The following is a 21431-nucleotide window of genomic DNA, read 5'->3' as shown; positions in this document are numbered from 1 at the left end:
TGAGGCCCAGTCTAATGCGGCGCACCAATCCCGCGCCGGATCATGCGCCACCCGCGGCGCATGTCTCGGTCTCAAAATCGGGCTTCAGCCTGGAAATGCCAAGCCTTCGATCCGATTCAGCTGGGGAGAAGCGGCTGAAGGATCTTCTCCAGCTCCTCGATGCTCATGGCGCCACGCTGGATCTTGCCGTTGATGAAGAAGGTAGGCGTCGATTCGACCCCATATTTCTCCGATGCCCGCTGGCGCACGGCCTGCACCTGGTCCAGAAGCTCCTGATTGCCGAGACAGGCTTCCAGGCTTTCCTGGGTGAAGCCCACCTGCTTGGCAAAGGTGGTCAGCCAAGCGAACGGCTCGGAGGCGTTGAACAGGGCCTTCTGCTGGTTGAAGAAGGCGTCGACGATGGGGAAGTACTGGTCGCCCTCGGCGCAGCGCGCCAGCATGAATCCCGCGGCGGCGAAATTGTCGAGCGGGAACTCTCGGAAGATGAAGCGCACCTTGCCAGTGTCGATGTATTTCGACTTGAGCACCGGATAGACCGTGGCGTGGAAGTCACCACAATGGGAGCAGGTGAGCGAGGCATATTCAACGATCGTGACCGGCGCATTGGCATCGCCCAACGCCTTGTCCGGAAGCGGTCCCTCAGCCATCAGGTCTTCGACGGACGGAGACTGCGCGGCCGCAGGATTGATCACGGACAGACCCGTGACGTGCGCGAGGCCAGCGACGATCGCCAGTCCGGCAGCTGCGTTCAAAAATTCACGGCGGGTGGCGCGCACTGGATCTTCCTTCTGTCGCTCAGGTTCAGCACGAGGCTAGCGTTAGCCTATTTGCGATCCTGAAATCATGGCAAGAGTGGGGACGCAAGGTCACTTGCGAGTGATCTTTGCGCTTTCCCGCATGGTCACCGCCTCGCCCAGGCGCCGCAGGGCATCTCCCAGCCGCTCGTCAGCCACATCACCAACCATGGCCGCCACATGGGCCTTGGTGGCGGCATCCGCCTGCAGCGGCGCCTTGGGAGGCTTTGCGCGCTCGATCGGTCCCTGGCGGAAACGAAGCTGGCCGACGCAGGCCCAGCCGAAATAGCGGTTGACGCGTTCGATCACAATGGCAGCGCTGTGCTGCAGCTCCAGCACAAAGGCGCTCTCCACCCGCACCAGAAGGACCGCTTGCGGGCGCGGCGCGCCAGGGTTGCTCGCCGGACCACGTGGCGGCCATTGCAGCTTGATGGGCTGACAGTAGCCGGCAAGCTGCGGCCCGACGATGGCGGGCCAGTTGCTGATGATATCGGCATTGGCGAAGCCCTGCGCCGCGAGGGCGTCGCTCATGCAGCCGGGGATCAGCTCGGCGAGGGTCTTCGTCTTTCTGCGGGTGGGCGGCTGGCTCATGGGCGGTAAGATTACACTTTGCTCCGCCGATCGTCATTGGCTCCCTCGCGTCACGATGTCCGCCTTCCCGCAGGGCCCTTGTCGCGACCAAGCGCTCCTGCCATGTCAGGGGTGCCGTGTCCTGGAGAGATTTTTCATTGCCTGGAGCTGCCCCGCTGAACCGCCCGGAGGCCGGGGCGCTACTTGCCTGGTACGACCGCCACCGGCGGCGCCTGCCCTGGCGCGCGCTGCCGGGTGAGAAAGCCGACCCCTACCGTGTCTGGCTTTCCGAGATCATGCTGCAGCAGACGACGACGGTTGCCGCCGCGCCCTACTTCCTGCGCTTCCTCACCCGCTTTCCTGATGTCGCGGCCCTGGCCGGGGCGCCGGTGGAGGAGGTTCTGAAGCTCTGGGCAGGTCTTGGCTATTACGCCCGTGCGCGAAATCTGCACGCCTGCGCCAAGGCCGTGATGGACCGGCATCACGGGATCTTCCCCTCCAGCGAGGCTGAGCTTCTAACCCTTCCCGGCATCGGCCCCTACACGGCCGCTGCCGTCGCCGCCATCGCCTTCGACCTCAAGGCGACACCCATGGACGGCAACTGGGAGCGTGTCGTGGCGCGGCTTTTTGCCGTGGAGGAGCCCCTTCCAGGATCAAAGCCGCGCCTCAGGACATTGTCGGGAACGCTGACGCCGGACGAACGGCCGGGAGATTTTGCGCAGGCCGTCATGGATCTCGGCGCAACGATTTGCACGCCGAAGAGGCCCGCCTGCGTGCTCTGCCCCTGGGCCACGGCCTGCGAGGCGCGTGCGAAAGGCATTCAGGACAGCCTTCCCCGGAAAGCAGCCAAACCCGCAAAGCCGGAACGCTTCGGCGCCGCCTTCTGGGCGAGGCGCCCGGACGGGGCCATCCTGCTGCGCCGCCGGCCCCCGAAGGGGCTCCTCGGCGGAATGACGGAACTGCCGACCACGCCCTGGGGGCCACGACTGGATCGGGACACTGTTCTCACACAGGCGCCGTTTCCGGCCGATTGGCGGATCAGGACCGGCGTCGTCACCCATGTGTTCAGCCATTTCGCGCTGACGCTGGAGGTCTTTGCCGCCGATCTGCCGCAGACGGCGGTGGCGCCCGAAGGAGCCTGGTGGGCTGCACCGGCTTCGATCGACAGTGAAGCCCTGCCCAGCGTCTTCCGCAAGGCCGTGGAGCTTGCGAGGAGATAGGCTGTTCCCGCGGCGACGGTCGTACTGGAGGACAAACCGCCCGCCGCCGCGGGACCCGCTTCTGGGGTCAAGCGCCGTCCTGGCGCTCAGGCCCCCGCGTGTGCCAGTTCGCGCCGGATGACCGCGCGAAGTTCGTCAATGGGCTTGAGGCCCTTATCCGTTTTCACATGCCAGAAGGTCCAGCCGTTGCAGGCTTGCGCATCCTGCGCCAAGGCTCCGATGCGGTGGATGGAGCCCACCACCGAGCCCCAGGCCAGAGTGCCGTCGGCACGGACCATGGCCTCGATACGGCCCTTGGCATCGCGCAGCATCGCGCCGGGCTGCACCAGACCACGTGTCACCACTTCCGCGAAGGCGACGCGCGGCGCTTCCCGCTTGGATGGAGCGGCCGCGATAGCGCCCTCCGGCAGAGGCTCAACAGCATCGATCCGCGCCTGCGCCGCCGCCGCATAGGTGCGGTCGCGCTCGATCCCGATCCACCGGCGGCCAAGGCGTTTGGCGACAGCGCCGGTGGTGCCGGAACCGAAGAAGGGATCAAGCACCACATCGCCAGGCTTGGAGGCTGACAGAAGCACGCGCGACAGCAGCGCTTCGGGCTTCTGCGTCGGATGAACCTTCCGGCCATCCTCGTCCTTCAAGCGCTCCTCGCCGGTGCAGATGGGGAAGAGCCAATCCGACCTCAGTTGAAGATCTTCATTGCCGCCCTTCAAGGCTTCATAGTTGAAGGTATAGCCCTTCGCATCCGGCCCGCGAGCCGCCCAGATCATGGTCTCATGCGCGTTGGTGAAGCGCCGCCCGCGGAAGTTCGGCATGGGGTTGGTCTTGCGCCAGACGACGTCATTGAGGATCCAGAAGCCGAGATCCTGCAGGATCGTGCCGACACGGAAGATGTTGTGATAGGAGCCGATCACCCACAGCGTCGCGCTGGGCTTCATGGCCCGCCGCGCGGCGAGAAGCCAGGCGCGTGTGAAATTGTCGTAGGCTTCGAAACTCTCGAACTGGTCCCAGGCATCATCCACGGCGTCAACGACGCTAAGATCGGGACGTTGCAGTTCGTTCTGAAGCTGAAGGTTATAGGGCGGATCGGCGAAGACGAGATCGACGGAGGCCGGCGGCAGGTCTGACAGCGCCGCGATGCAGTCACCAATTATGAGCTGGCCAGACGCATTCTGTATCGATGCGGAAGGAGCCGGAGCACGCACAACCTGAGACACCAACATCCTCCCGCATATGCACAATCAGCACGAAACGGAGGATGGACCGTTAACGTAAATAACGCGCTAAAGATTAGGGTTAACAACTGCTTACGGTTGTTTTTACTGTCGGGAGTCGAAATGCGTGCCGAAAGAAGCGGGCCCTTGCTCACTGATTTCCGCCGGCCGAGCTCCCTTGTTGGCCGGCAGATTTCCCGCAACCACCTGACCTCCTCACATTCCTTCACGATCGCGTTTTTGGGCGCACAGCCACAACCTAAGGATCCCCTGCGGCGATCTTAAATGACGGGATACTTCAGGTTCTGTTTCAGAAGCATCGCGTGAATCGATTCCGCATGCTCCGGTAAGCTGCTGATCTGGTTGTGCATTCCGCGCGGACTTGAAGTGATGAACCCGCCTGGGAACCATCCGAGGTCCGGCAGACGTTGATCCCTCAGGGGTTCACGTCAGAGGAGCGATTTGCCATGCAGATTCCCATCGAGATCGCGTTTCACCAGATCGAATCGTCGGAATGGGTGAAGAAGGAGATCGAGGCACGGGTCGCCCGCCTGGAGGAGATCTATCCGAGGCTGATCACGGCGCGGGTCCGCATCGACAAAATGGCCCACTCGTCAGGTTCCGCGACGCCGCCGGTGGTACGAATCGAACTCAGCGTTCCCGGTCACAAGGACATTGTCGTCGCTCACGAGCCCGATCATTTGACCAAGAAATACCAGAACCCGGATATGCGGCAGGCTTTGAACGAATCCTTCAGCATCGCCGAACGGCGCTTGCTGGATTTCAAACAGAAGCAGCAGGGCCGCACCAAGACCCACGTCAACGACACCTCCAGCCAGCTTCTGGCCCAGGTCGCCGAGATGCATCCGGAGGAGGACTACGGCTTCCTGATGACCTCGTCGGGCGCCCTGCTCTACTTCCACCGCAACAGCCTGCTCGGCGGCAATTTCGAAGATCTGAAACGCGGCGATAGCGTTCACTATGTCGAGGAGGATGGCGACACCGGCCCGACCGCGAGCAAGGTGCGTCCGGCAGCGGGAGCGTCCCCGTCATGAAGCGCTCCCATGCTGTGATCCTGGCCGTCGTCATCCTGCTCGGCGGCGGATGGTTCGTCTACAACACCTATGTCGGCAGCACCGGCGACGGTGACCTGTCCGGCCAGGATGAAACGGTTCGCGACGTGCCGGCCAATAACCCCGGCCAGCGCGAGCAGCCCGGGGCCTTGCCCAACAACAGCCGGTAGACGGGTCTACTCGGCCGCTTCCGCCGCCATGGGCTCAGGAGCCTGCCAGCGCAATTTCGGCTGACGGGCGGCGCGGGTCTCGTCAAGGCGGCGGCGCGGCGCGTAGCGCGGTGCTTCCTTGAACCGCGCGGTATCCCCCGCCTTTGCCGCCATGGCGAGATCCCGCATGGCGGCGATGAAGAAATCGAGGCTCGCGCGCGACTCGCTCTCCGTCGGTTCGATCAGCATGGCACCATGAACCACGAGCGGGAAATAGACCGTCATGGGATGGAAACCCTCGTCGATCATGGCCTTGGCGATGTCGAGCGTGGTGATGCCGGTGCCCTCGAGGAAACTGTCGTCGAATAGGATCTCATGCATGCATGGGCGGTCGCCCGCAGGCGCCGAGTAAAGGTCCTGCAGGCAGGCGCGGATGTAATTGGCATTGAGCACAGCGTCTTCGGAGGCCTGCCTCAGGCCGTCGGCGCCATGGCTCAGCATATAGCTCAGCGCCCGCACATACATGCCCATCTGGCCATGGAAGGCCGTCATGCGGCCAAGGCTTTCCGCGGCGCCTCCTTCCGCATGTTCGAGCAAGGCGACATTCCCGCCATCCGACACTACCAAAGGCCGCGGCGCGTAAGCGGCAAGGCGCTCGGACAGCACCACCGGTCCCGCACCCGGGCCACCGCCACCATGGGGTGTCGAGAAGGTTTTGTGCAGGTTGATGTGCATGGCGTCGACGCCGAGATCACCGACCTTGGCCTTGCCGACGATGGCGTTGAAGTTGGCACCATCGGCATAGAAGTAAGCGCCGGCATCATGGATCGCTTTGGCGATCTCCACCACATCGCGCTCGAACAGGCCGCAGGTGTTGGGATTGGTCAGCATGATCGCCGCGACATCGGGACCGACGCGCTTCCTCACCTCCTCCGGATCGACAGTTCCATCGGCGCGTGCCGGAACGGGCTTCACCTCAAAGCCGATCAGCGCGGCAGTGGCGGGATTGGTGCCATGGGCGCTATCGGGCACGAGCACCACCTTGCGGTGTTCTTCGCCACGGGCCTCGAGCGCCGCCTTGATGGCCATCATGCCGCACAGTTCGCCATGGGCACCTGCCTTGGGGCTCATGGCAACGGCTTGCATTCCGGTGAGCTCGATCAACCAGCGCGACAGCTCTGAGATAAGCTCGATAGCGCCTGGCACCGTTGACTGCGGCTGCAGCGGATGCACATCGCCGAAGCCCGGCAGACGCGCCATTTTCTCGTTGAGGCGCGGGTTGTGCTTCATGGTGCACGAGCCCAAGGGAAAAATGCCGTTGTCGATGGAATAATTGTGCCGGGAGAGGCGCACGTAATGCCGAACCGCCTCAGGCTCGGCAAGGCCGGGGAGGTTGATGGGGGCTTTGCGTTCATGCCTGCCGAGGCGCTTTGCCACCTTCGGCGGCTCGGGAAGATCGACGCCGGTGACCTCCGGACGGCCGATCTCGAACAGCAGCGCCTCCTCGATGCGCAAGGCGCGATTGCCGGTGAAGGTCTTGTGGTCCTGGTGGACCTCGTGGATTTCGGGGGCGGTCGCGCCACGGCCTTCGCGGTTCATGCTCATGCGAGCACCTCCTTCAGTGCGGCCGCATAGGCGGCGCGATCGTCGTCCGTGTTGATCTCGGTGGACGCGACGAGGATCAGGTTTTCCAGTTCCGGCCTGCCGGGCTCAAGGCGGGATACCGGTACGCCGCCGAGCACGCCCTTTTCCGCCAGCTTCTCGATCACCTCAGCCGCATTGCCCGGCACCTTGAGCGTGAACTCGTTGAAAAAGGCCTCGGTCAGCACTTCGACACCCGGCACCTGTTCAAGAGCGTCCGCCAGCAGGACCGCATTGGCATGGCAGGTCTCGGCGGTGCGGCGCAGGCCCTTTTCGCCCAGAAGCGAAAGGTGGATGGTGAAGGCGAGACAGCAGAGACCGGAATTGGTGCAGATGTTCGACGTGGCCTTGTCGCGGCGGATGTGCTGCTCGCGGGTCGACAGCGTCAGCACATAGCCGCGCTTGCCCTCGGCATCGACGGTTTCCCCGCAGAGGCGTCCCGGCATCTGGCGGATGAACTTTTCGCGGGTGGCGAAGAGGCCGACATAGGGGCCGCCGAAGGTCAGCGGATTGCCGATGGACTGGCCCTCGCCGACCACGATGTCGGCACCCTGCGCGCCGGGCGACTCCACGAGGCCGAGCGACATGGCCTCGGTGAAAACCGTCACCAGCAGCGCGCCGTGGGCATGAGCCTTTTCCGCGATGGGCCGCAGGTCTCGCAGATTGCCGTAGACATCGGGCGATTGCACCACGACACAGGAGGTCTCGTCGTCAATTTGGCCGAGTATGTCCTCCTCACCGCGCACGTCGGCCGGCATGGCCTTGATGCTGTCGCCTGCGAAACGGCCGAGCGTTTCCACGACGTCGCGGTAGTGCGGGTGCAGCCCGCCCGACAGCACCGCCTTGCGGCGCTTGGTGACGCGGTGCGCCATCAGCACCGCTTCGCCGGTGCCAGTGGAGCCGTCGTACATGGAGGCATTGGCGACCTCCATGCCCGTCAGAAGCGCCACCTGCGTCTGGAACTCGTAAAGATACTGCAGCGTGCCCTGGGCGATCTCGGGCTGATAGGGCGTGTAGGAGGTCAGGAACTCCGAGCGCTGAATCAGGTGATCCACCGAGGCGGGAACATGATGCTTATAGGCACCGGCACCGACGAAGAAGGGCACGGAGGATGCCGAGACATTCCTGCCGGCCATGCGGCCCAGAATGCGCTCGACCTCCATCTCGCCCTTCGCACGCGGCAGATCGGGAAGCTCGGTCTGCCGCACCTTGGCGGGGATGTCGGCAAACAGCGCGTCGATGGAGGAGGCGCCGACCCGGCGCAACATGTCTGTGCGATCGTCCGGTGTCAGAGGCAGATAACGCATTGGGCTCTCTCAGTGAGGGTCAGGCCCTCAGATGATCATTTCAAACAGAACGGATGGCGACGGGAGATGGTCACTCGCCGACGTGGCTTTTGTAGGCAGCCTCATCCATCAGCCCCTCCAGTTCCGAGGCATCGGACAGTCTGATCTTCAAGAACCAGCCCTTCCCGAGCGGGTCTTCGTTGACGAGCGCCGGGGTGCCTTCCAGCTCGCTGTTGATCTCGACCACTTCGCCGCTGACCGGGGCGTAGACCTCGCTGGCGGCCTTCACGCTTTCCACGACGGCCGCCTCGCCGCCCTTGGTCACCTTCTTGCCCGCGGCGGGAAGCTCGACATAGACGACATCTCCCAGCTGGCTTTGCGCGAAGTCCGTTATGCCGACGACGGCGACATCGCCTTCGACGCGGACATATTCATGATCTTTGGTGTAGCGAAGTGTCGACATGCTCGGTGTTCCTGATGCTCAGCGTTTGTAATGGTGCGGGACGAAGGGCATCGGCGCGATCGTTGCCGGCCGCGGCTCGCCGCGCACGATAAGATTGACGGAGGCGCCCACTTGAGCGTGCGGCGCATCGACATAGCCCATGGCCACGGGACCATCCGCGCTGGGGCCGAAGCCGCCGGAGGTGACGCGTCCGATCGGTTCACCCCCCGCGCTTTGAATTTCGCAGCCCTCGCGAGCGGGCGCCTTGCCGGTCGGACGCAGCCCAATGCGCTTGCGGGCGGGCCCGTTCTCCAGATCGCGGAGAATGATATCGGCGCCGGGAAATCCGCCTTCGAGCCGACGCCGTTTCTGGATCGCCCAGCCAAGATCCGCCTCGACAGGATTGACGGAGGCGTCGATGTCATGTCCGTGCAGGCATAACCCCGCCTCAAGCCGCAGGCTGTCGCGCGCGCCAAGACCGATCGCCCGCACCTCAGGCTCACCCAGCAGAGTGTTCCAGAGTTTTTCCGCGCCCCGGGCCGCCACCGAAATCTCAAAACCGTCCTCGCCGGTGTAACCGGAGCGCGAGACCTCCACCGGAATGCCTTGGACATCAAAGCTGCCGCAGCGCATGAACGCGAGATCACGTGCGGCCGGGCAGAAGCGGGAGAAGACATCGACGGCTTCAGGCCCCTGAAGGGCCAGCAGGGCAAGGTCATCCGCCGGCCGCAGTTCCACGCCCGCCGGAAGCCGCTGGGAGATATGGTCCCAATCCGCGCTCTTGTTGGACGCATTGACCACGAGCACGATCTGGCCATCCAGATCCGGCGAGGCCGGCCGCGACACCATCAGGTCATCGAGGATGCCGGCTTCACCCGACAGGAGAAGGGAATACCGCTGCTGGCCGGGCGCGAGATTGAGGATATCGGAGGGAACCAGAGCCTCCAGAGCGCGCGCCGTCGTTTCATGGTCGGGGCCGACAAGGCGGCCCTGCCCCATGTGCGAAACGTCAAAGAGGCCCGCGTGCTCGCGCGTCCAGAGATGCTCCCCCAGAACGCCAAGTGCATATTGCACCGGCATGAGATAGCCCGCGAAGGGCACCATCCGCGCGCCCAGCGCCTTATGGGCTTCGGTCAGCGGCGTGGTCTTCAGGTCGGCGGAAACATCCATCGATCAGGTTCCGGTCAGAGACAAACGCACATACGGGACCTCGTCCCGCACGTACCCCCTCTGTCGCTGAACCTGAGAGATTCACGTGACGCTTTTAACGTCGCCGCTTACTCCGTCGGTGAGCCGGGACCTTCATCCCGGCTGCTTTCCAGAGTGTTCTTCGCACGCGGTCCATTTTGCCTGAGCGTTTCCGGGGCGGTTGCGCCTTCGGCGCCGGCCTTGTCAGGCCGGTCTCTCCCGCGTGCATCTGCGAACGACGCTATCTTTCCCGCACCTGCCCGAGAGTCAACTGCCGCGGCCCATATTCCGGCGTTGTGCACCCTGAGAATCGAAACCAACAAGGATGCGATAGCCGCGCAAGCCGCCTTCAGGTACCGGCAGCGTCAGGCCCTCCTCAACATGGCTGAAGGTCTGATGCGTCTGGCCCGACGGCAGGGTCGCCCGCACCCGCGTGAGATTGGAGTAAACGGGGTTATCCTTGCGATCGACCAGGACGACGCGGATCGGCACGTCGACGCTGGCGCCGCCGCCGCCCTTGGGACCTGCGATCACGCGGCCCTGGACACCGACGCGGATGGAGACCTCAGCGCCCAGATCAACACATTCGCGTGCCGTCTCGCCAACGGAGACCTGATAACGCAGCGCCATCGGGTCCCCTTCAGCGCCGGCATAGGACGACATGGCGGCGGTCCCTGGAAGCACCGAGACCGGCGGGCAATAGAGATCTTTCCTTGCCTCCGTCGGAGGCGGCGCGGGGGGCGGGTTCGCTTCGTTCAGAAACACCAGGTTGGTGAGGGTCTGGCCCATGGAAGGACCGCCGTCTCCCGTGGAACCACAGCCTGCCAGTGCCAGTGTGGCCAGAAGCCCGAGCGCCATGGATGCACGCCTGTTCGCCATTTCCTGTTCCCCTTGCGCAGATCGTGCCCCTATAAGGCACCTCGGCCTTCTCTTGACAAGGCGGGGGGCGCCGTCCAACTCATCCAAGAGCCATGACCGAACCGACCAAGCCTCCTCTTCGTGTCCTCCTTTGTGCGCCGCGCGGCTTTTGCGCCGGCGTGGTCCGCGCCATCGATGCGGTGGAGCAGGCTCTCAAGCTCTATGGCCCGCCCGTCTATGTGAGGCACGAAATCGTCCACAATAAATATGTGGTTGAGGGCCTGAAGGCGAAGGGCGCCATCTTCGTGGCCGAGCTCGACGAAGTTCCCTCGGCGGATCGCCCCGTCATCTTTTCAGCCCATGGCGTTGCCAAAAGCGTGCCGAGCGCGGCCGAGCAGCGGAACCTGTTCTGGATCGACGCAACCTGCCCCCTTGTGACCAAGGTGCATCGGGAGGCGGAAATCCATCACAAGCGCGGCCGCGAGATCGTGCTGGTCGGCCACGCCGGGCACCCGGAAGTGATCGGCACCATGGGGCAGCTGCCGGAAGGCGCCGTTTCGCTGATCGAAACCGTGGAAGATGTCGCCACTTTCATCCCGCGCGATCCGCAGAACCTTGCCTATGTGACGCAGACGACGCTGTCGGTCGATGACACCGCGGACATCGTCGCGGCGTTGCGCGAGCGGTTTCCCGCTATCACCGGGCCACACAAGGAAGACATCTGCTATGCCACCACCAACCGGCAGGAGGCGGTGAAGCGGGTTGCTCCTGACTGCGACGGGCTGATTGTGGTCGGCTCGCCCAATTCATCCAATTCACAGCGCTTGCGCGAGGTGGCCGAGCGCGCCGGCTGCCCGGTTGCGCGTCTGGTGCCGCGGGCCGCCGATATCGACTGGTCGGTCTTCACCGGACTGTCCACCCTTGGGATCACGGCTGGTGCCTCGGCACCTGAAGTGCTGGTGGAAGAGATCATCGACGCCTTTGCCGAACGCTATGCCGTTGCCGTGGAAACGGTCTCTACCGCGGATGAAAGCGTGTTCTTCCCCCTGCCGCGCGCCCTGCGCGGCGCTGCCGCATAACGTTCATGGCCGTTTACACCGAAGTTTCCGACGACGAACTCGCGCGCTTCATCGTGCCCTATGGCATCGGAGAAGTCCTGTCCTACAAGGGCATCGCCGAAGGCGTGGAGAACAGCAATTTCCTGCTGCGCACCACCGAGGGCACCTTCATCCTCACGCTCTACGAGAAGCGGGTGAACGCGGCCGACCTACCCTTCTTCCTCGGGTTGATGGAACATCTGGCGGCACGCGGAATCACCTGTCCGCTTCCGGTGAAGAACACGGCGGGCGAAGCGCTCGGCACGCTCTGCGGCCGACCCGCCGCCATCATCACCTTCCTTGAGGGCATGTGGACGCGACGACCGCAGGTGGTGCATTGCGCCGAGCTTGGCCGGGCGCTCGCCGGCTTTCATGCCGCCGGCCAGGATTTTCCGCTGAAGCGGGCCAATGCCTTGTCGGTCTCGGGGTGGCGGCCGCTGGCGGAGCAGGCGGGCAGCCGGGCGGACGATGTTATGCCGGGGCTGGCGCGGGAGATCGTCGATGAACTCGATTTTATCGAGCAGGCCTGGCCTCACGGCTTGCCTCAAGGCGTGATCCACGCCGATCTTTTCCCTGACAATGTCTTCTTCCTGGGGCAGAAGCTCTCCGGGCTGATCGACTTCTATTTTGCCTGCAACGACACGCTTGCCTATGACCTCGCCATCTGCCTCAACGCCTGGTGCTTTGAGCCTGATGGTGCTTTCAACACGACGAAGGCCCGGGCGCTGCTCTCGGCCTATCATGCGGCGCGGCCATTGTCGGAGGCCGAATGCCAAGCCCTGCCACTGCTGCTGCGGGGCAGTGCCTTGCGCTTCCTTCTGACACGGCTGGTGGATTGGCTAGCGGTGCCGCCGGGCGCCTTGGTCAAGCCGAAGGATCCGCTGGAATATTGGAAGAAGCTGCGCTTCCACCGCTCCGTCACCGACATCAGCGCCTACGGGTGGACACCATGAGCGAGGGCCGCGTGCAGATCTGGACCGACGGTGCCTGTTCCGGCAACCCCGGGCCCGGCGGTTGGGGCGCCATCCTGGTGTTCAACGGCGTCGAGAAGGAACTTTCCGGAGGCGAAGCGCCGACGACCAACAACCGCATGGAGCTCTTCGCCGCCATCGCCGCGCTGGAGGCATTGAAGCGTCCCTGCGCGGTCGATCTTCACACGGATTCCCAATATCTGCGTGACGGCGTGATGAAATGGGTCAAGGGCTGGAAACGCAACGGCTGGAAGACCGCTGACAAGAAGCCGGTCAAGAACCAGGACCTCTGGATGAAGCTGGATGCCGCAATCAACGTCCATGACGTGACCTGGCACTGGGTGCGCGGCCATGCTGGCAATGAAATGAATGAGCGTGCCGATGAACTGGCACGCTCAGGCATGGCGCCGTTTAAGGCGCTCGCCAAATCATCTTGAACGAGCTGTCAGCCGAGGGCTGACAGTACCTGTTCCGCCGAAGCGCTTTCGACTTTACCCGGCGTCTCGTCCAATCCGAGGTGCGTGACGGCGCCGTCCTCGACCACCATGGCGTAGCGCTTTGAGCGCAGTCCGAGGCCGCGTTCGCTGAGATCCATACTGAGCCCCAGAGCCTTGGCGAAGGCTCCTGATCCGTCTGCCAGGAACTCGATGCTGCCCTTGCCGCCGCAGGCCTCAGCCCAGGCATTCATGACGAAGACGTCATTGACCGCGGTCACCGCTATGGCATCGACGCCTTTAGCCTTGATGGCGTCCGCATTATTCACGAAGCCCGGCATGTGATTGCGATGGCAGGTCGGCGTGAAAGCGCCGGGAACGGCGAAGAGCACGACCTTGCGGCCAGAGAAAATATCGTTCGTGGTCTTCGGTGCGGGACCGTCCGCCGTCATCACGGTGAAAGTCGCGTCGGGAAGGCGGTCGCCGATCTTGATCGTCATGGAAAAGCCCGTGGATGAGTGCCGTTGTTGTGTGCGATCGGTTTTAAGGCGACGACGTCCTGGCGTCGAGCACGATTTCGGATGCCGTCTCTCCCGAAACCGCCACAAGCGACAGGGATGCGCCTGCCGGGGCCTTGTTGGTCTTGACGTAAAACAGGCGGCGCCCCTCGGCATCCTCTTTCTTGAATATCGGCAAAGGCGGTGACCAGCGACCATCGCCATGGGCGAAAAGATCGGCCTCTCCATCGCCCCTCACCGCGATGATCAGGGCACCGTTGTCGGCGCGATTCACGGAAACGGAGGGAACATCTGAGCTATCGAGAGTTGCCTTTCTCGGCAGCCTCTTCAGCGATTTTTCAATGTTCGCGGCCGTGTAGCGGTCGACGGCATCCTGCGGGCCCCGCTGCAGGTGAACCTGACCGTGAGCGGGAACACAGAGTTTTTCGCAGACGGCGTAGTCCATGGACAGCGCAAGCCGAACGGGTCTGGCCGGATCCTCTGGGATCAGCCGCACCGGCAGCACCACGCTCCGGTCGTAGCCCACTGTCCAGCTATCGCCTTCCTTGAAGCGCTTGGGTGCCGGGAAAAGAACGTCCGCCTTTTTCAGATTTTCCGATCCGGCCCAGTCGAAGCGTGGCGGGATGCCGCTTTCACCAGGTTCACGCCAGTACGTCTTCCAGCCCGGTTGGAGGCGGATTTCAATGCCGACGATGCTGCTGCCGTCAGCCTCCGGTGCCCGACCCGAGATAAGGCGGATAGCCGATGAACCATCGCCCGCCCAGGCGGAGGTGGTTTCAGCCCGGGCAACTCCGGTGATGGCCAAAAAGGCCGCGATGAGCAACATGCCACGAATCATGAGGTGTTCATGTAGTCGCATCGCGCCCAGGCGGCCAGCCACATCGACGTGAGGCCCCTCTTTCCGATTTCCTCCAGGAGGACTACATTTTCGCTTATGGAGATTTTGGGGTCGCATCGCGATAACACGGCTGCATCAGGCTATCTCGACGGGCAGATCATCGTCGCGATGCCGACCATGGGTGATGAGCGCTTCATCAGGAGCGTGATCTATATCTGCGCCCATTCATCCGATGGAGCGATGGGCATCATCCTGAACAAACCCGCGTCGCACATCGGCTTCAAGGAACTGCTGATCCAGCTGGAGATCGTGCCTGAAGGCGATCGCATCGCGCTGCCGCCGCGCGCAGAGACGGTCTCGATCGTCAAGGGCGGCCCGGTGGAGACGGGACGCGGCTTCGTTCTGCACACCTCCGACTACATGATCGAGAACTCGACGCTGCCCATCGACAACGGCATCTGCCTGACGGCGACGCTCGATATCCTGAAGGCCATCGCCAGCGGCCAGGGGCCGGATCAGGCCGTGCTGGCGCTGGGATATGCTGGTTGGGCGCCGGGGCAGCTCGAAGCCGAGATCCAGCAGAACGGCTGGCTGCACTGCCCGGCTGATCCGGAACTCATCTTCGACGGGCTTGCCAACACGAAGTACGAACGTGCCCTGGCAAAGATCGGTGTGGTGCCCGGTATGCTGTCCGACGAAGCCGGCCACGCCTGACCTGCCAGCCATTTCACAGGTGACCTGTCAGGCGCGCAGCGCGCCAAAGACGATCTTGCTTGCCGAGGAGACCGCCGAGGTTTCCGTGGCGATGCCGAGCAGCCGTTCGGCCTGCTCCACGTTCATGGGCTCGCCGAAGGCATAGCCTTGGGCATAGGGGCAGCCGAGGTGGAACAGTTCCACCGCATCGGAATCGGTTTCCGCACCTTCCGCCACGATGTCGAGTTCCAGGTCCTTGCCCATCTGGATGATCGAGCGCAGCAGCGCCGAGCGCTGGCCACGGGCTTGCGGCCGCACGAAACTTTTGTCGATCTTCAACGTGTCGAAGGGGAAACGCTGCAGGTAGGCAAGGCTTGAGTGGCCGGTGCCGAAATCATCCAGCGCGAGGCCGACGCCGAGATCGCGCAGCTTTTCCAGGATGCGTTCGGCGTGCTCCGGATTTTCCATCACCACGCTTTCGGTGATTTCCAGCTTCAGCGAATTGTGGGCGACAAGCGCGCGCGAGATCACGCTTTTGACGTCCTGGACGAGGTCCTGACGGACGAACTGCTTGGCAGAGACGTTCACGGTCATGAACAGCGGCGGATCGACCGGCAGGCGGCGCTGCCACAGCGACAACTGCCGGGCGGCGCGCTCGAGAGCGAACTGGCCGAAGTCGACGATGAGACCCGTTTCTTCCGCGATGGAGATGAACTCGGCCGGAGGCCGGCGGCCATAGCGTGAATGGTTCCAGCGCAGCAGTGCCTCAAAGCCGGCAATGGTGCGGTCTTCCAGGCGCACCACCGGCTGATAAACGAGCTGGATCTCGTCACGTTCAAGCGCCCGGCGCAGCTCTCCCTCGACGAGAAGATGATCCGTCCGCGCCGTCCGCATCGTCGGCTTGAAGATCTCGATGTGGTCGCCACCGAGGCGCTTGGCGTGCATCATGGCGACTTCGGCATTGCGCACGAGATCATCGCGGTTGATCGTCGTTTTCGGCTCGGTCAGCGCAAGACCGATCGAGGCGGTCAAGACGATGTCCCGTCCGCCGAAGGAAATCGGGGTGCGGATCGCCTTCACCAGCTGGTCGGCAAGGTCGGTGATGCGATCGGGCTTGTTCTCCGACAGGAGCAAAATGCCAAACTGATCGCCGCTGATCCGCGCCAGCGTATCGACCTGCTTCAGATGGCGGCCGAGCCTGCGGATGATGGTGAGGAGAATGGTGTCGCCCACAGTGAGGCCGACCGCCTCGTTGACGCGCTTATAGCCGTCGATATCAATGATCAGGACCGTGGGCCTGAGGTCGCCATCCTTCCGGGCAAAGGCAAGCGCGCCGGAGATGCGATCAAGGAAGAGTTCCCGATTGGGCAGGCCGGTGAGATTGTCGTGCACCGCGTTGTGCAGCAGGCGCTCTTCGGCGGTCCGCGACTCCGTCACGTCAAGCAGCGTGCCGACGCACCGGGTGACCTCGCCATGGATGGCAACCACAGGGCGGGCCCGCAGCAGCATCCAATGGTAATGGCCGTCTTGCGCGCGGAATCGGAAGGTCTCCGACAGCCGCCCCCGCCGCTCGGCCACAACCGAATCAAGCGCGGCACGAAAGCGATCGCGGTCGAAGGGATGGAGAATATCCAGCCAGGCGGCGGCCGCGGTTTGCAGCGAGCCCGGTTTCATGCCGAGTGTGTGTTCAAATTCGGGGCTGATGCTGATGCGATCGGCGGAGACATCCCAGTCCCAGACCACATCGCCCGAGCCTGTGATGGCGAGCGCCCGGCGCTCAAGGTCAGATCCAAGGCCCGCCGCCAGCCCCGCTCCCGCGAAAGCATGCTGCATGACGGTGAAGCCAATCAAGAGCACGATGAGCACGATACCACCAACCAATGCGGGAGCGACCACGTCATTGGCCAGGATGCCGGAAACCGCGAGGCCGCCGGCCGCCACCCAGGCGACCATGAAGAGCCAGGTGGGGATCAGCATGACTGCGCGGTCGAAACCGTGCAGCGCCAGCCAGACAACGACGCCGAAGCCCAGCACCGCGACCGCCGCCAGGGAGATGCGGGCGATGCCAGCGGCGATCTCCGGATCGAACAGCGCGATGCCGACGAGGGCGAGCATGCCGATGAACCAGGCCGCCGCGATATGGACAAAGCGCACATGCCATCGATTGAGATTGAGATAGCCGACCAGGAAGACGATCAGGGTCGCCGCGAGAAGCGCTTCGGCGCCCGCGCGATAGATGCCGTCGGTGGCGGCCCTCAGATCGAGGATCTTGTGCCAGAAGCCGAAATCGATGGAGAGCCAGAGCAGAACGGCCCAGGCGAGTGCCGCCGCGGCGGGGAACATGAGGCTGCCCTTGACCACCACGACGATGGTCAGAATCAACGCCAGAAGGCCGGCGATGCCGAGCACGATGCCCTTGTAGAGCGTCAGATTGTTGACGCTGTCCTTATAGGCGTCGGGCTGCCACAGGTAGAGCTGCGGCAGGCTGTTGCCGGCAAGCTCGAGGACGAAGGTGACGGTCGAGCCGGGATCCAGCGTCACACGGAAGATGTCGGCGTCGCGCGAGGCTTCGCGCTCGGGGCGGAAGCCCTGGCTGGCGGTGACGGCGGCAATCCGCTCAGACCCGAGATCAGGCCAGATCACGCCGGAGCCCACCAGCCGGTAATGCGGCGCAACCAGAAGCCGGTCGATCTGTTCGTCGGAATTGTTGGTGAGGGCCAGAACCAGCCAGTTGGAGTCGCTGCCCGGAGTGCGGCTTCGCACTTCGATCCGCCGCACGATGCCGTCGGCTCCCGGCGCGGTCGACACCTGTACCCGGTCAGTCGCCGTGTCATAACGCTCGGCCACTCGCGTCAGATCGATGGCCGGAACGTCCTGCGGAACGAGAACAGCCGTCAACGCGGAAGCTGGACTTCCCGCGCATGCAAGAATCAGAACCACGAGGAGCACCGGCAGGGCGGCGCGCAGGTTACGCAACGTAAAAAACCTCCCCGTGTGGCTTTGCCGACACGATGAACGCAGTGGTAACCCTACCTGTCAGGCTTCGCAAGGCACGTTCGCTCCGTGAAGTGGCATCATCCCCGTCTCTTTCCCGGGGCCAAGGCTTCGTCGAAAACGCCGTTATCCTTGCGGATCGTCCGCCAGCAGGCCGTAGAGGATATGATCCTGCCAGCGGCCGTTGATGCAGAGGTAGCGGCGCGCAATGCCTTCGCGCTTGAATCCGACCTTTTCGAGGAGACGGATGGAAGATGCGTTGGAGGGCAGGCAGGCTGCCTCCAGGCGGTGCAGGCCGAGATGGCCGAAGACGAAGGGAAGGCATGCCCGCACACCTTCCGTCATTAGACCCTTTCCCGCGTGAGGCGAGCCCATCCAGTAACCGAGTGTCGTGGCCTGGACGACCCCGCGGCGAACGTTGGAGAAAGTGAGCCCGCCAAGCAGAACATCATCGGACTGACGGAAGAGGAAAAACGGATAGGCGCTGTCTTCGCGGATCTCGTCGCCGTAGCGGCGCAGGCGGCGGCGAAAGGATGGCCGGGTCAGATCATCCGCCGGCCACAGCGGCTCCCAAGGCTGCAGGAAACTGCGGCTCGCGGCTCTCAGTTCGGCCCATTGGTCGAAATCCCCGAGCTGCGGCATGCGAAGATAAAGCCCGCCTCGATAAAGCACGGGAAGCATCGGGCTTGAGGGAAAGGTTCGGAACAGGGCCAAACCGCAACCCTCCCCGATCAAGCCGCCTGAGCGCCAACGCGTTGGGCGAGACGATCCACGCTGGCGAGACCAGCGATGGGACCAACCGCGGCAAGCGCCATGGGGCCCTGGAGCGCGGCGAGCGCGGCGTGACGGACATCTTCCACCGTCGTCGCCTCGAGCCTTTCCAGGATGTCGGCGGCTTCCAGCGGCTGGCCGAAGGCGAACATGTGACGTGTCATCTGCTCAATGCGGCTGCTCGGCTGCTCCAGCGAGACGGTCAGCCCCATGCGCATCTGCGCCTTCGCGCGAATGACCTCCCGCTCGGTCAGCGTGGCGGCAGTCTCTGCCATCTCGTCCAGCGTCACCGACATGAGCTCGGCAAGGCTATTCTCCCCGGTGCCCGCGTAGACGCCGAACATTCCGGTGTCCGCGTAGGACCAGTGGAAGGCATAAACGGAATAGGCAAGACCGCGCTTCTCACGCACTTCCTGGAAGAGGCGCGAGGACATGCCCCCGCCGAGAATATTGGCATAGATCTGGATGGCATAGGTCGCGGGATCAACCAGTGCGCGGCCGGGAAACACGAGCGCGACATGCGCCTGCTCCAGATCGCGATCGATCCGCCGCTCGCCGCCCTTGAAAAGCGCCGGGTCCTTCATGGCGGGCTTACCCTGCCCCAGGGCCAGATGATCTTCAGCCAGTTTCACGATATGGGCATGGTCCACCGCGCCGGCGGCCGCCACCACCGCCTGCGGCGCGCAGTAATGCGCCTCGCGGAAGCTGATCAGGTCCTGCCGTTTCAGCGCCTTGACTGTTCCGGGCGTGCCAAGGATCGAGCGGCCGAGCGCCTGATCGGGAAAGGCGGCTTCCTGGACAAGATCGAAGATGAGGTCGTCGGGCGTGTCGTCCACCGCGCTTATCTCCTGCACGATGACGCCCTTTTCACGGCGTACCTCGGCGGGATCAAATATCGGATCGGCGACGATGTCCGACAAGATATCCATGGCGAGCGGCACGTCGCCTTCCAGTACGCGCGCGTAATAGGCGGTCTGTTCGACACCGGTGGCGGCATTGAGATCGCCGCCGACCTGCTCGATCTCCTCGGCGATATCCTTCGCGCTGCGCCGCGAGGTGCCCTTGAACGCCATATGTTCAAGGAAATGCGCGAGGCCATGCTCCCTTGGCTGTTCGGAGCGCACACCGGCGCCGAAAGCCACCGACAGCGAGGCCGTGCGAATAGCCGGCATCCTCTCGGTGACGACCGCCGTACCGTTGGACAGGCGGGAGATCTCGACGCTCATGCCGCGTTCTCTCTCGCCGCGCGGGCGCGCGCCGATACGAAGGCCTGTATGGCGCCAAGATCGTTGGAGACAACATCCATGCGCTCCGGGCCGGACAGGCGATCGGCCACCGCGGGCGGAAGCGCCGGGCGCTCGCCGCAGGCGGCTTCCACCGCATCGGGGAACTTGGCCGGATGGGCCGTGCCGAGCACCACCATGGGAACAGACGGATCGCCGGCCTGTCGCTCCGCCACCGAAACGGCGACGGCCGTATGCGGATCGAGCATATAGCCCGCCTCACGGCGCACTCGGGCTATGGTCTCAGCGACCTGTGCTTCGCCGGTTCGGCCAGCATCGAACTCGGAACGAATGTGGGTCAGCGCCCCGGTTCCAAGGGTGAAAGCCTTTGACTGGGCAAGACTTGCCATGTGGCGGCGCAGGCTTTCCGTATCGCGGCCTTCCGCCTCAAACAGCAGGCGTTCGAAGTTCGAGGAGATCTGGATGTCCATGGAGGGCGACGAGGTGGGGGCAACGCCCCGCATCTCGTAACGGCCGGTCTCCAGCGTACGGGCGAGGATGTCGTTGGAGTTGGTGGCGACGACCAGACGCTCCACCGGCAGGCCCATCTTCTTCGCCACCCAGCCGGCCAGGATGTCACCGAAGTTGCCGGTCGGCACGGTAAAGGAAACGGGGCGGTGCGGCGCGCCGAGGGCGGCCGCGGCGGTGAAGTAATAGACCACCTGAGCCAGGATGCGGGCCCAGTTGATGGAATTAACCGCGCCCAGCGCCAGGCGGTCGCGAAAGCGATGATCGTTGAACATCGCCTTCACCAGGGCCTGGCAGTCGTCGAAGTCCCCCTCAACCGCGACCGCGTGCACGTTGGGCGCATCGACGGTCGTCATCTGCCGGCGCTGCACGTCGCTGACACGGCCATGGGGGAACAGCACGAAGACGTCCACGCGCTCGGAGTTCTTGAAGGCATCGATGGCCGCGCCGCCGGTGTCACCGGAGGTGGCCGCGACGATGGTGGCACGGGCGCCACGCTCGGCAAGCGCCTTGTCCATCAGCTTGGCCAGAAGCTGCATGGCGACGTCTTTGAACGCGAGCGTTGGGCCATGGAACAGCTCAAGAACAAAGGTGTTCGGCGCAATCTGGACCAGGGGCGCAAGGGCCGGATGACTGAAGCCGGCATAGGCCTCGGCAAGAAGGCCTGGAAGCGCTTCCTTCAGAAACTGATCGCCGATGTAGGGCAGCATCACGCGCTCGGCGACGTCCTGATAGGGCGCGCCGGCAAAACCGGCGATCGTCGCAGCATCCAGGGCCGGCCAGCTTTGCGGGACATAAAGACCACCGTCACGAGCAAGGCCCGCCAGCATGACGTCGGCGAAGCCGAGAACAGGCGCCTCACCGCGCGTGGAAAGATAGGAAAACGTCATCGTTTGTTCCGTGAAATATCGCGGCGCACCCTAGTTCCGGTG

General features: G+C 63.9%; 21 protein-coding genes and 2 riboswitches. Of the genes, 7 read left to right on the top strand and 14 right to left on the bottom strand.

Features of this window, described 5'->3' with window-relative positions; translation table 11 throughout:
* Positions 1 to 116: 116 nt before the first annotated feature.
* Positions 117 to 776 (bottom strand): DsbA family protein, encoded by a 660-nt coding sequence (locus IEV58_RS05200; RefSeq protein ID WP_188408599.1) that lies wholly within the window; start codon positions 774 to 776, stop codon positions 117 to 119.
* 90 nt (positions 777 to 866) lie between these two features.
* Positions 867 to 1385, bottom strand: a complete 519-nt coding sequence (locus IEV58_RS05195; protein WP_188408598.1) for a DUF721 domain-containing protein — start codon at positions 1383 to 1385, stop codon at positions 867 to 869.
* Between the two features lie 137 nt (positions 1386 to 1522).
* Here IEV58_RS05195 and mutY point away from each other — a divergent pair, with 137 nt between their 5' ends.
* Positions 1523 to 2584: an A/G-specific adenine glycosylase gene (mutY, locus tag IEV58_RS05190; RefSeq protein ID WP_188408597.1), complete on the top strand. Its 1062-nt coding sequence runs from the start codon at positions 1523 to 1525 to the stop codon at positions 2582 to 2584.
* Between the two features lie 86 nt (positions 2585 to 2670).
* On the opposite strand, the gene IEV58_RS05185 is transcribed toward mutY, so the two are convergent.
* Positions 2671 to 3798, bottom strand: coding sequence for a site-specific DNA-methyltransferase (locus tag IEV58_RS05185; protein WP_308790899.1), 1128 nt, complete (start codon positions 3796 to 3798; stop codon positions 2671 to 2673).
* Positions 3799 to 4262: 464 nt separating this feature from the next.
* Here IEV58_RS05185 and IEV58_RS05180 point away from each other — a divergent pair, with 464 nt between their 5' ends.
* Entirely contained in the window at positions 4263 to 4850 is a 588-nt protein-coding gene (locus IEV58_RS05180; RefSeq protein WP_188408595.1) for an HPF/RaiA family ribosome-associated protein, read from the top strand.
* Positions 4847 to 5038 carry a hypothetical protein gene (locus IEV58_RS05175; protein ID WP_188408594.1) on the top strand — a complete coding sequence of 64 codons (192 nt, stop codon included), beginning with the start codon at positions 4847 to 4849 and terminating at the stop codon, positions 5036 to 5038. The genes IEV58_RS05180 and IEV58_RS05175 overlap by 4 nt, the downstream gene beginning before the upstream one ends.
* A gap of 6 nt (positions 5039 to 5044) precedes the next feature.
* Here IEV58_RS05175 and gcvPB read toward each other — a convergent pair whose 3' ends face one another.
* The 5 genes from gcvPB to IEV58_RS05150 all read right to left on the bottom strand — a co-directional run bounded on the left by gcvPB (position 5045) and on the right by IEV58_RS05150 (position 10453).
* Positions 5045 to 6622, bottom strand: a complete 1578-nt coding sequence (gcvPB, locus tag IEV58_RS05170; RefSeq protein WP_188408593.1) for an aminomethyl-transferring glycine dehydrogenase subunit GcvPB — start codon at positions 6620 to 6622, stop codon at positions 5045 to 5047.
* Positions 6619 to 7965 carry an aminomethyl-transferring glycine dehydrogenase subunit GcvPA gene (gene gcvPA / locus IEV58_RS05165; RefSeq protein ID WP_188408592.1) on the bottom strand — a complete coding sequence of 449 codons (1347 nt, stop codon included), beginning with the start codon at positions 7963 to 7965 and terminating at the stop codon, positions 6619 to 6621. Before gcvPA ends, gcvPB begins: the two co-directional genes overlap by 4 nt.
* A gap of 70 nt (positions 7966 to 8035) precedes the next feature.
* Positions 8036 to 8407: a glycine cleavage system protein GcvH gene (gene gcvH / locus IEV58_RS05160; RefSeq protein WP_188408591.1), complete on the bottom strand. Its 372-nt coding sequence runs from the start codon at positions 8405 to 8407 to the stop codon at positions 8036 to 8038.
* A gap of 18 nt (positions 8408 to 8425) precedes the next feature.
* Positions 8426 to 9556 carry a glycine cleavage system aminomethyltransferase GcvT gene (gene gcvT / locus IEV58_RS05155; RefSeq protein ID WP_188408590.1) on the bottom strand — a complete coding sequence of 377 codons (1131 nt, stop codon included), beginning with the start codon at positions 9554 to 9556 and terminating at the stop codon, positions 8426 to 8428.
* Between the two features lie 56 nt (positions 9557 to 9612).
* Positions 9613 to 9712: riboswitch (glycine riboswitch) on the bottom strand.
* Position 9713: 1 nt separating this feature from the next.
* A riboswitch (glycine riboswitch) is annotated at positions 9714 to 9806 on the bottom strand.
* Between the two features lie 35 nt (positions 9807 to 9841).
* A complete protein-coding gene (locus IEV58_RS05150; RefSeq protein WP_188408589.1) occupies positions 9842 to 10453 on the bottom strand; it encodes a hypothetical protein in 612 nt (203 codons plus the stop codon).
* Positions 10454 to 10545: 92 nt separating this feature from the next.
* On the opposite strand from IEV58_RS05150, the gene ispH reads away from it, so the two are divergent.
* The 3 genes from ispH to rnhA are packed head-to-tail and all read left to right on the top strand — an operon-like array spanning position 10546 to position 12937.
* Positions 10546 to 11511: a 4-hydroxy-3-methylbut-2-enyl diphosphate reductase gene (gene ispH, locus IEV58_RS05145; RefSeq protein ID WP_188408588.1), complete on the top strand. Its 966-nt coding sequence runs from the start codon at positions 10546 to 10548 to the stop codon at positions 11509 to 11511.
* 5 nt (positions 11512 to 11516) lie between these two features.
* Positions 11517 to 12482 carry a homoserine kinase gene (locus IEV58_RS05140; RefSeq protein WP_188408587.1) on the top strand — a complete coding sequence of 322 codons (966 nt, stop codon included), beginning with the start codon at positions 11517 to 11519 and terminating at the stop codon, positions 12480 to 12482.
* Positions 12479 to 12937 (top strand): ribonuclease HI, encoded by a 459-nt coding sequence (rnhA, locus tag IEV58_RS05135; RefSeq protein WP_188408586.1) that lies wholly within the window; start codon positions 12479 to 12481, stop codon positions 12935 to 12937. Before IEV58_RS05140 ends, rnhA begins: the two co-directional genes overlap by 4 nt.
* A gap of 8 nt (positions 12938 to 12945) precedes the next feature.
* On the opposite strand, the gene IEV58_RS05130 is transcribed toward rnhA, so the two are convergent.
* Positions 12946 to 13434: a peroxiredoxin gene (locus tag IEV58_RS05130; protein ID WP_188408585.1), complete on the bottom strand. Its 489-nt coding sequence runs from the start codon at positions 13432 to 13434 to the stop codon at positions 12946 to 12948.
* Between the two features lie 43 nt (positions 13435 to 13477).
* Positions 13478 to 14278, bottom strand: coding sequence for a protein-disulfide reductase DsbD domain-containing protein (locus tag IEV58_RS05125; protein ID WP_188408584.1), 801 nt, complete (start codon positions 14276 to 14278; stop codon positions 13478 to 13480).
* 108 nt (positions 14279 to 14386) lie between these two features.
* Between IEV58_RS05125 and IEV58_RS05120 the strand changes: the two genes are divergently transcribed.
* Positions 14387 to 15004 carry a YqgE/AlgH family protein gene (locus IEV58_RS05120; protein WP_188408583.1) on the top strand — a complete coding sequence of 206 codons (618 nt, stop codon included), beginning with the start codon at positions 14387 to 14389 and terminating at the stop codon, positions 15002 to 15004.
* A 27-nt stretch (positions 15005 to 15031) separates the two neighbouring features.
* Here the strand turns inward: IEV58_RS05120 and IEV58_RS05115 are convergent, their stop codons facing one another.
* The 4 genes from IEV58_RS05115 to thrC all read right to left on the bottom strand — a co-directional run bounded on the left by IEV58_RS05115 (position 15032) and on the right by thrC (position 21389).
* Entirely contained in the window at positions 15032 to 17959 is a 2928-nt protein-coding gene (locus tag IEV58_RS05115; protein WP_188408582.1) for an EAL domain-containing protein, read from the bottom strand.
* A gap of 144 nt (positions 17960 to 18103) precedes the next feature.
* The gene (locus tag IEV58_RS05110) at positions 18104 to 18691 is read right to left on the bottom strand and encodes a GNAT family N-acetyltransferase (RefSeq protein ID WP_188408581.1); all 588 of its coding nucleotides are present in this window, start codon (positions 18689 to 18691) and stop codon (positions 18104 to 18106) included.
* A 17-nt stretch (positions 18692 to 18708) separates the two neighbouring features.
* Positions 18709 to 19974: a M16 family metallopeptidase gene (locus IEV58_RS05105; RefSeq protein WP_188408580.1), complete on the bottom strand. Its 1266-nt coding sequence runs from the start codon at positions 19972 to 19974 to the stop codon at positions 18709 to 18711.
* The gene (gene thrC, locus IEV58_RS05100; protein ID WP_188408579.1) at positions 19971 to 21389 is read right to left on the bottom strand and encodes a threonine synthase; all 1419 of its coding nucleotides are present in this window, start codon (positions 21387 to 21389) and stop codon (positions 19971 to 19973) included. Before thrC ends, IEV58_RS05105 begins: the two co-directional genes overlap by 4 nt.
* Between the last annotated feature and the right edge of the window lie 42 nt (positions 21390 to 21431).

It is taken from the genome of Agaricicola taiwanensis (assembly GCF_014635245.1).
Taxonomy (GTDB): Bacteria; Pseudomonadota; Alphaproteobacteria; order Rhizobiales; family Methylopilaceae; genus Agaricicola; species Agaricicola taiwanensis.
Note: the sequence above shows the minus strand (reverse complement) of the source record. Positions and strands in the feature narration are given on the sequence as shown.